The organism is Niveibacterium sp., from assembly GCF_041909475.1.
In the GTDB taxonomy this organism is placed as follows: Bacteria; Pseudomonadota; Gammaproteobacteria; order Burkholderiales; family Rhodocyclaceae; genus Niveibacterium.
The window spans coordinates 461252-469803 of record NZ_JAYRDJ010000001.1 but is presented as its reverse complement, the minus strand read 5'-3'; the positions used below and the strand labels follow the sequence as shown (position 1 = coordinate 469803).

General features: G+C 63.6%; 9 protein-coding genes. 8 read left to right on the top strand and 1 reads right to left on the bottom strand.

What is annotated here, in order from left to right; translation table 11 throughout:
• On the top strand, window positions 1-700 hold a 700-nt coding region (locus ACE3P0_RS02190), incomplete at its 5' end, for a GGDEF domain-containing protein (protein WP_374399344.1).
• Between the two features lie 16 nt (window positions 701-716).
• Here the strand turns inward: ACE3P0_RS02190 and pseI are convergent.
• The gene (gene pseI / locus ACE3P0_RS02185; protein WP_374399342.1) at window positions 717-1763 is read right to left on the bottom strand and encodes a pseudaminic acid synthase; all 1047 of its coding nucleotides are present in this window, start codon (window positions 1761-1763) and stop codon (window positions 717-719) included.
• A gap of 190 nt (window positions 1764-1953) precedes the next feature.
• Between pseI and ACE3P0_RS02180 the strand changes: the two genes are divergently transcribed.
• The 7 genes from ACE3P0_RS02180 (at window position 1954) to ACE3P0_RS02150 (ending at window position 8552) form a co-directional block, all read left to right on the top strand.
• Window positions 1954-2193, top strand: coding sequence for an acyl carrier protein (locus ACE3P0_RS02180; protein WP_374399340.1), 240 nt, complete (start codon window positions 1954-1956; stop codon window positions 2191-2193).
• Between the two features lie 4 nt (window positions 2194-2197).
• Window positions 2198-3562, top strand: coding sequence for a glycosyltransferase (locus tag ACE3P0_RS02175; protein WP_374399338.1), 1365 nt, complete (start codon window positions 2198-2200; stop codon window positions 3560-3562).
• The gene (locus tag ACE3P0_RS02170; RefSeq protein WP_374399336.1) at window positions 3549-5084 is read left to right on the top strand and encodes a glycosyltransferase family 2 protein; all 1536 of its coding nucleotides are present in this window, start codon (window positions 3549-3551) and stop codon (window positions 5082-5084) included. Before ACE3P0_RS02175 ends, ACE3P0_RS02170 begins: the two co-directional genes overlap by 14 nt.
• A 3-nt stretch (window positions 5085-5087) precedes the next feature.
• Window positions 5088-5360 carry a hypothetical protein gene (locus ACE3P0_RS02165; protein WP_374399334.1) on the top strand — a complete coding sequence of 91 codons (273 nt, stop codon included), beginning with the start codon at window positions 5088-5090 and terminating at the stop codon, window positions 5358-5360.
• 84 nt (window positions 5361-5444) lie between these two features.
• Complete coding sequence (locus tag ACE3P0_RS02160) at window positions 5445-6305, top strand: radical SAM/SPASM domain-containing protein (protein WP_374399332.1); 861 nt, start codon at window positions 5445-5447, stop codon at window positions 6303-6305.
• Window positions 6302-7318 (top strand): class I SAM-dependent methyltransferase, encoded by a 1017-nt coding sequence (locus ACE3P0_RS02155; RefSeq protein WP_374399331.1) that lies wholly within the window; start codon window positions 6302-6304, stop codon window positions 7316-7318. The genes ACE3P0_RS02160 and ACE3P0_RS02155 overlap by 4 nt, the downstream gene beginning before the upstream one ends.
• Complete coding sequence (locus tag ACE3P0_RS02150; protein WP_374399329.1) at window positions 7311-8552, top strand: aminotransferase class III-fold pyridoxal phosphate-dependent enzyme; 1242 nt, start codon at window positions 7311-7313, stop codon at window positions 8550-8552. The genes ACE3P0_RS02155 and ACE3P0_RS02150 overlap by 8 nt, the downstream gene beginning before the upstream one ends.

The window sequence follows — 8552 nt, the reverse complement described above, 5'->3', positions numbered from 1 at the left end:
CCGGATGGAGCATTGCGCAGCACAGGTCGCGCAGGCCCAAACGATTGGCGAGCTCGCCTCGGTGGTCGAAGAGATCATCAGCGAGACCCGCAACATGCAGATCCGCGCGGAAAACTCGCGCGGCGAGTTGAGCGCACTAAAGCAGCAGGTTGATAACGCCAACGCCGAGGTAGAGCGCCTTCGCCAAGAACTCGACAACGCAAGCGACCTGGTGCGTCACGACCCGCTGACCGGCGCGCTGAACCGCAAGGGGCTGGACGAAACACTTGAACGAGAGATCGGCCGCGCCGAGCGCAGCGGCAAAGCGCTGTGCATCGCGCTGATCGACGTCGATAACTTCAAGCAGCTCAACGATTCGCTCGGCCACACGGCCGGCGACGAAGCGCTGGTTCACCTCGCCCGCGTCATCGGCGACACGATCCGTCCGCAGGATTCAGTCGCCCGATATGGTGGCGAAGAGTTCATTCTGGTGCTGCCAGACACCGAACTCGATGCGGCGGTCGGTGTCGTTCAACGCCTTCAGCGCGAGCTGACCAAACGCTTCTTCCTGCACGACAACAGCAAGCGGCTGATCACGTTTAGCGCAGGAGTCAGTCGGCTTGATCCGAACGAACCCGCGAAACGCTCGATCGACCGTGCGGACGAGGCGATGTACCGCGCCAAGCGCGCTGGCAAGAACCGCGTCGAGGCCGCGCGCTGAGGCGCGGCGCAGGAAATCAATCGAGCAGGTCCCAGCTCACCGGTGTGCCGCGTTTGATGTCGCGCGCGGCGCGCCGCCCGAGCACTTGCGGCAGATGGCCAGGCAAGAGCCCCAAGCCCGGCCGGATCGCCCGCACCGATTCCGCACTGAGACGTTCGCCGGCAGCAACGTCTCTCACGACGTAAAGACTCCTGCGAAACTTCACCGAATCGGCCTCGCGCTCCCCAGGGCCGTAATGCACGGCGCCCAGCGACGCCCTCGCCCGCTCGCATTCGGCCATCAGTTGCCTGACCTCGGCCGGCTCGAGCGAAAAAGCGCTATCGACACCGCCCTCGGCGCGCGACAGGGTTACGTGCTTCTCGATCACCGTTGCGCCCATCGCCACCGCGGCAATCGCGGCACCGATGCCAAGCGTGTGATCGGACAAACCCACCTCGCAGCCGAATGCCTCCCGCATGTGCGGCAGGGTGCGCAAGTGGCTTTCTTCCGGCGGCGCCGGATAGCTGCTGGTGCATTTGAGTAGCACCAGATCGTGGCAACCCGCTCCGCGCGCCGCGTCCACCGCCTCACCGATTTCGCGCAGCGTAGCCATACCGGTAGACATGATGATCGGCTTGCCGGTCGCGGCCACCTTTCGAATCAGCGGCAGATCAACGTTCTCAAACGAAGCGACCTTGTAGCAAGGCACATCGAGCGTTTCGAGGAAATCCACCGCCGTAGCGTCGAACGGGGTGGAGAACGCCAACATGCCGCGCGCGCGCGCGCGTTCGAATAGCGGCTTGTGCCAAGCCCAAGGCGTGTGCGCTTCTTCGTAGAGGTCGTAAAGCGTGCGCCCCTTCCAGAGGTTTTCGGTGTCGGTGATCAGGAACTCGCGCTCGGCGATGTCCAGCGTCATCGTGTCTGCGGTATAGGTCTGCAACTTCAGCGCATGCGCACCCGCAGCGGCCATCGCATCGACAATCGCCAACGCGCGATCGAGCGAGCCGCCGTGATTGCCGCTCATCTCGGCGATGAAGAAGGGGGTCGAGTCCAGCCCGACCCGGATATGCCCGATCTGAATCATGAGAGCGCTCCAAGCGTTGCGGTGATGCGGCGTTCCAAGGATCATCTTGCACGCCCGACCGACGCAAGGTTAGCAACAAATGGCGGGGTTTCCCGCGTCTTATCCGCCCACGGCTTGCTCGTGGTCGGAGCATCATCCACTTCGTAATGCTGCGCCAGGCACGCACAGGCGAGGCAAACAGGACACGCGCATGAGCAATCTGGACAGACTTCGACAAACCTTCAGCGATGCGCTGGCGATTCCGCCCGATCAGGTGGTGGACGACCTGCGCTTCAACAGCATCCCGCAGTGGGATTCGGTGGCCCACATGGCACTCGTCGCCGCCATCGAATCGGCCTTCGACATCATGCTCGACACCGACGATGTAATCGACATGTCGAGCTTCGCCAAAGCGCAAGAAATCGTCCGCAAGTACGACATCGCGCTCTGATGGAATGACACCAAAGCCACGCGTCCTCTTCGTGATTCATCGCTTCGACACCAAGTCGCTGGCCGACTCGGCCGGGGTGCTCGAAGTCATGAACCCCATGCTGGCATCGGGTTTGATCGGTGAGTACCGTCTGGTGACGCTGGGGCGCGACACCGATGAGTATCGCTGCCTGATCGCGCAACGCATCGATGAGATTGCCCGCACAAGTGCCGGCGCAAGCTGCGTCGTCTACGGCGCTGGCGCGCACACGAGGCAGTTCATGGCAGAGCTCGGACGCCTGCCGATCGTAGCGCTCGCAGACCGCGACGAAAGCCTGCAGGGCAGCGAGCGACTCGGCCTGCCCGTCATTGCCCCGAAAGATATCCCACGGCACGCCAGACACGTGGTGATCTCAAGTCGTGCGTACGAAGAAGGGATCGAAGCGGATCTGCGCGCACTGCATGGCGACCAGATCACGCTTCACACCCTCTACGGCCGCAATCCGGACGGAGCGCTTCGCGACCTTTGGGAGCGCGAGATTCTTGATACGGTGCGCGAGTTCCAGCCAGACCTATTGGTACACACGCCGGTTCATCCCCACGAGAACCTCGCCCCGTCGGTATTCGATGCCGCGAGGGCGCTATGCCCCCGCATGAAGATCGTCACCCTGTGGTGGGACTACGACGAAGCCGCCACCCACGGCAGCTACCTCGACTACGAACGCGCGAGCCTGGCGTGGGCCGATCTCGTGATCGAGAACTCCAATGGCACCCGGCTAACGAAGATGCGGGCGCACGAACCGCCCTACGAGCACCACCGTCACACCGAACGGGTGATCTTTCACCCGACGGTGTTCGACCCCGCCCTGTTCTACCCCGAGCCCGAGGCGCCGCCGCAGTACGAGATCGCCCTCTTTGGCAGTTCGGTCGGGCGTCGCCGCGACTGGATCGACCGGCTCAAGACCCGCTATGGCGAGCGCTTCCAGCACCTCGGTGGCGTGTATGAGCAAGACCGCGAGCCGCTGCCGGTTGCCGACTACGCGGCAGCGCTGCGCCGCACGAAAATCTGTGTCAACACACAGACCTACCCGTTCCGCTCCCAGTGCAAGGGCAAGGTAAGAGAGGTCTTGGGATGCGCCGTCCTGCTGCTAGAGGAAGACAATCCCGAAACGCGTCTACTGCTCGCCCCCGGCGAGGGGGTCGAATACTTTCGCGGCGAAGATGAGTTGTTCGCCCTGATCGACCATTACCTGGCGGATGATGTGGCACGCCGTGCGACCGTGGCACGCGGCCAAGAGATATGGCGGGCCCGGATGAACGCTCGTGGCTGGACCGAACGCGTACTCGCGAGCCTTTGGCCCACACAGGGGGCAGCCCATGTATCGCCGTGAAGACCTGAGCATTGCGATACCGACCCTCGGGCGCGATATCGGACTGCTCGATCGGATACTGGGTGTGCTGCAGGCAGAAAACCTGGCAAGCATTGTCGTTTGGGACGGCCATCAAGCGCCGTCTCAAGCGCAAGCCCAGGCCATCCTTGCGCGCGGGGCCAGTTTGCGCGTCCACCAGCGTAATCGTGGCCTGTCCGCCGGCCGTAACACCGGTGCGGCCGCAATGGCGACCTCGCTCGGAATGTTCATCGACGACGACATCGTGCCCGCAGCGGGCTTTGCGCAGGCAGTCGTCGATTTCCACAACCAGCACCCCGATTCGCTGACCATGATGATGGGCTGCGTCACCTGGCGTGGCGGCCCCCACCAGTCTGCGCTGACCGAATGGTTCGAGACCCGCGGCAACTGGAACGTCTTTCATACGGTGCCGGAAGGCCGGCCCCACGCGAATTTCATGGGCGGCTTCACCAGCTTCAAGACAGCCGCTCTCAGTGATCTGAAGTTCGACGAGGGCTTTACCCGCTACGGCTGTGAAGACGTGGAGTTCGGCTACCGCTTCTTCGCGCGCGGCGGCACCTTGCTGAGCTGGCCGCGCGTGCTCGGCATCCACATCAAACCGCTTTCGGCTGCCGACTACCTGCGCGACCACCTCGGTGCCGGGTATTCACGCGGCGTGCTGATTGAGCGCCAGCCCGACACCAGCTTTTCCCTGGCCTGGACCTGCAAAGCCTTCAACACCACCTTGCCGCGCGCGCAACTCGACGCACTGGCCGGCTGCGCCGACCGCCTGCTGGTCCAAGGCGGCGGGCGACCGACGCCCGAGCTTGATCTTCTGATGCGCCTGCTCAGCGAACAAGCGCTGCAAAGTGGCTTCATCGAGTTCATGACCGCCCAGCACGCCGGGGCACAAGCCCTGCGCGACGCCGCCCTCGCGGGAGCCCACATCGACGAACAAGCCCTGATCAACGGTATCGAAGATTTCGCCCCGCTGCTGCTCGAACGTGCGCGACGCTCTTCCGACCCGCAGCAGCGCATGGCCTTGCTCGCGCGTTGCCGCAGCTTGATTCCGCACTACCTGGCACCGCTGATCGAGGAGATCAGCGAGCGCGACGACACTGCAGCGCATGCGGCGCTGCGCGAACACCTTGCACGGCACGAACACCGCCTCGACCACCGGACACTTGAAACCCTGCGCGCCCGGCTCGGTCTGCAGCGCCACAGCGCCAGTGGTGGTGGCGCGCGCGAGCTATACGCAGTTCTGCTCTCAGCGCAGGCTGCCGGCGATATCGGCGCAAGCATCGACGCCGCGCAGCGCTTGCTGGATCTCGACCCTGGCCATGTGGGCGCACTGATTGCGTGGGCGCGTGCGGCAATGCGGTCAGACAAACCTCTCGCGCGCGTGTTGCTGCGCCAGGCGAAGCACCATGTCGGCTTTCGTCCCCTGCACGAACAGGAGGCCCGCGAGCCCGAGATCGCAGCCTTGCTGCGAGGAATCGAACAAACACCAGAACACGAGGCCTGATCGATGTCGAAGAACGTACTGCTGGTCATGCTGGAGTTCGACAACTGGACGCAAGCGCGCGCCTGGTCCTACACCGGCGCCTATGCCTTTCACGATGGTCTGGTTGAGAACGGCCACCGCTGCACCCTGCTCCCGGCGCTCTGGGGCCGTGATCCTGGCGCCTCGGATAGCTACCTCCACCATGCCCCAGTCTCGCTCTCGCAAGCGGAGTTTTCAGTTCGCTCCGCGCGCAGAGGCGCGCCAACGCCGGAGAACTGGTACGTGCTCCCGCCTTAAGAAACCGCTGTTTTCGCCGATCTCACCATAATCTGTAGCAGCCGGAAACAGGGCCAATGCGGCCCTCCTCAAAGCGAGATAGCCATGCTGAACGAAGCCACCAAGAACAACCTGCGCCGCAAATCGAGCTACATCGATGTGGTTCATCTCCAAAATGATCTACCGCTGTTCAGTTGGATCGACATCAACGTCACCGAACTGTGCAACCGGAAATGCAGCTTTTGCCCTCGCGCCGATGACGACGCGTACCCCAACCAGAACCTGCACATGAGTGTCGAGCTGGCCACCAAGATCGGTGCCGAGCTTGAGATGCTCAACTACAGCGGCGTGGTGGTCTTCTCTGGCTACTCAGAGCCTACCCTCTGCCCCCATTTCGAAGCACTGGTCGCCGCCTTTCCCAAGCAGGTACGGTTGGAACTGGTCACCAACGGCGACACGCTCAAGCCCAGCCGCATCCGCAAGCTGTTTGATGCCGGCATCAGCTACTTCGTGGTCAGCCTTTACGATGGCCCGGAGCAGATAGACGACTTTCATCAGCGCTTCGCCGAGGCGGGGCTAACCAAGGATGACTACATCCTGCGCGACCGCTGGCACACCGACGAAGACAGCTTTGGCCTCAAGCTCACCAATCGCGCCGGCACTGTCCATGTGGGCAACCAGCCAGAGGTGGTGCCCCATCACCCCTGCTACTACACCGCCTACTCGCTGACCATCGACTGGAACGGCGATGTGATGCTGTGCATGCAGGACTGGAACAAGAAGATGAAGTTCGGCAATGTCGCCACCCAGCGGCTGCTGGAGGTATGGCAGAGCAAGGCGTTCAACCAGTACCGCAAGAAGCTGCTCAACGGCAACCGCGCCTGCAACCCCTGCCACAAGTGCAACACCGACGGCACCCTGCACGGCTTCAACCATGCCGCCGTATGGAAGGAGGCGCTCAAGTGAGTGAGCCGGCAGCCATCACCTTTGATGCCATCCATACCCGCAAGAAGCAGGAAAATCTGGCGCGGATGATGGCGGAAACGGCGGCTGCGGTGCTGCAGATCGGCAATGACCAGCCGCGCAGCGACCACTGCCCCATCTGCAAGGGGCGCGAGCTGCACCACTTCACCGACAAGTTCGGCTTCCGCCTCGACCGCTGTGGCCACTGCCACCACCTGTTCTGCAACCCGATGCCGAGCAGGGCGCAGCTGCACTACTACTACAACAGCCCGATGAAGGCGTTCGAGAACGAGTTCTTCATCGAGTCGTTTGAGAACCGGGTGCCGATCTTCAGCCGCCGCATCGCCATCATCCAGCACTATCTGAGCGCTGGCCGGCTGCTTGATGTGGGCAGCGCCATCGGCATCTTTCTCACCGCACTGGAGCGCAGCGAGGCACCGTTCGAGGTGCACTGCTGCGACCCCAGCGACGATGCCTGTCAGCATCTGTGGCGCCACCATCCGCAGGTTCAGCTGCATCAGGCGATGGTCGAAGAGCTGCAGCTGGATGGCCAGTTCGATGGCATCACCATGTGGGACACCCTCGAGCATGTGCAGAACCCCCATGAGGTCGCGGGCGCCATTCGCCGGCTGCTGCGCCCCGATGGTTACTGGTTCTTCTCCACCCCCAACACCACCAGTTTCGAGTGGACAGTGGCGGGCACCGACCATGTGCAGATCCTGCCGCCAGGCCACATCAACCTGTTCAATCTCGAATCGCTGCGGGTGCTGCTGGCCAGTGCCGGGCTCAGCCTCATCGACTACCACACCCCTAATGGCAGCCTTGATGTCAGCTATGTGCGCAAGCTGCTGGCCGCCGGCGATGCGGGCCATCGCGCCAACGCGGGCCACTTTATCGCCGAGCGCATCCATGACGATGAGTTTGCGGCGGCACTGGCCCGGCTGCTGGTCGAGACCCGTCAGGCCGGCAACATTCTGGTGATCGCCCAACGCCCCGGTGAGCCTGCCCATGTCTAGTTACCAGTTACACAACGCCGGCTACGGCCAGGGCAGCCACCCCGTGATCGTCCGCGGTGAGGGTGCCTATCTGTACAGCGACGACGGCCGCCGGCTGTTTGATGCCGGCCTGGGCGCCGGCAGCCAGATCCTCGGCCACGCCCATCCGGCGGTGGTAGCGGCCGTACAGCGCCAGATCGCTGATGGCAGCATCTACCTCTACAACAACCCGCAGATCCATGACCTCTGCCAGCGGCTGGCTGCGCTGCTGCCTGCGCCCCAGCGCCACTTTGTGTTCAGCAACAGCGGCACCGAAGCCACCCTGCGCGCCCTGCGTCTGGCCCGTGCCGCCACCGGCCGCCAGCGCATCGCCTGCTTCCACGGCGGCTGGCACGGCATGAATGAATGGACCCTGCTGGACGATGGCGGCCGCTTTGGCGCCGGCATCACCACCCTGCCCGACGGCATCCCCCAGCCGGTGCTCGATTTCAGCCTGCTGCTGCCCTACAACGACGAGCGCGCCTTTGAGCTGCTCACCGCCCACGGCCACGAGCTGGCTGCGGTGATCATCGAGCCGGTACAGGGCTCCAATCCGCGCGCCGACATCCTGCCCTTTCTGCAACGGCTGGAAGCGGAATGCCGCCGGCTCGGCATTCTGGTGATCCATGACGAGATCATCACCGGCTTTCGCCTCGCACCCGGTGGCGCCGGCCAGTACTGGCCGCTGCAACCCGATATCGTCACCTGGGGCAAGATCCTCGGCGGTGGCCTGCCGATCGGCCTGACCAGCTGCACCGATGAGGTTGCCGCCCGCACCTTTGGCGACCGCCACAAACGGATCCTGACCGGCGGCACCTTTTCCGCCAACCCGCTGGTTGCCGCAGCCAGCAGCGCCGTGCTCAGCCAGCTGGCCAGCGCCGATTACCGACATATCGACCAACTGGGTGAGCGCTTTCGCAGCCTGCTTAATCAGGGCTTCAAGCATCAGGGGCTGCCGATGTCGGCCATCGGCATCGGCTCCTTCAACCGGGTCGCCTTTACCGCCAGCCACTTTCGCAACCGCGCCGAGCGCGACGCACTGGAGCTGCCCGCCGCCACCCAAAGCCGTTTCCGCCAGCAGCTGCTGGAGAATGGCGTGCTCTGGCCCACCAACGGCATCGTCTTTACCGGCTTTTGCCATCAGCAAGCCGACATCGACTGGCTGTGCCAGCAGGTATTGGCCGCAGCAGCAGGCTGCCTCATCAGTGGAGCCTAA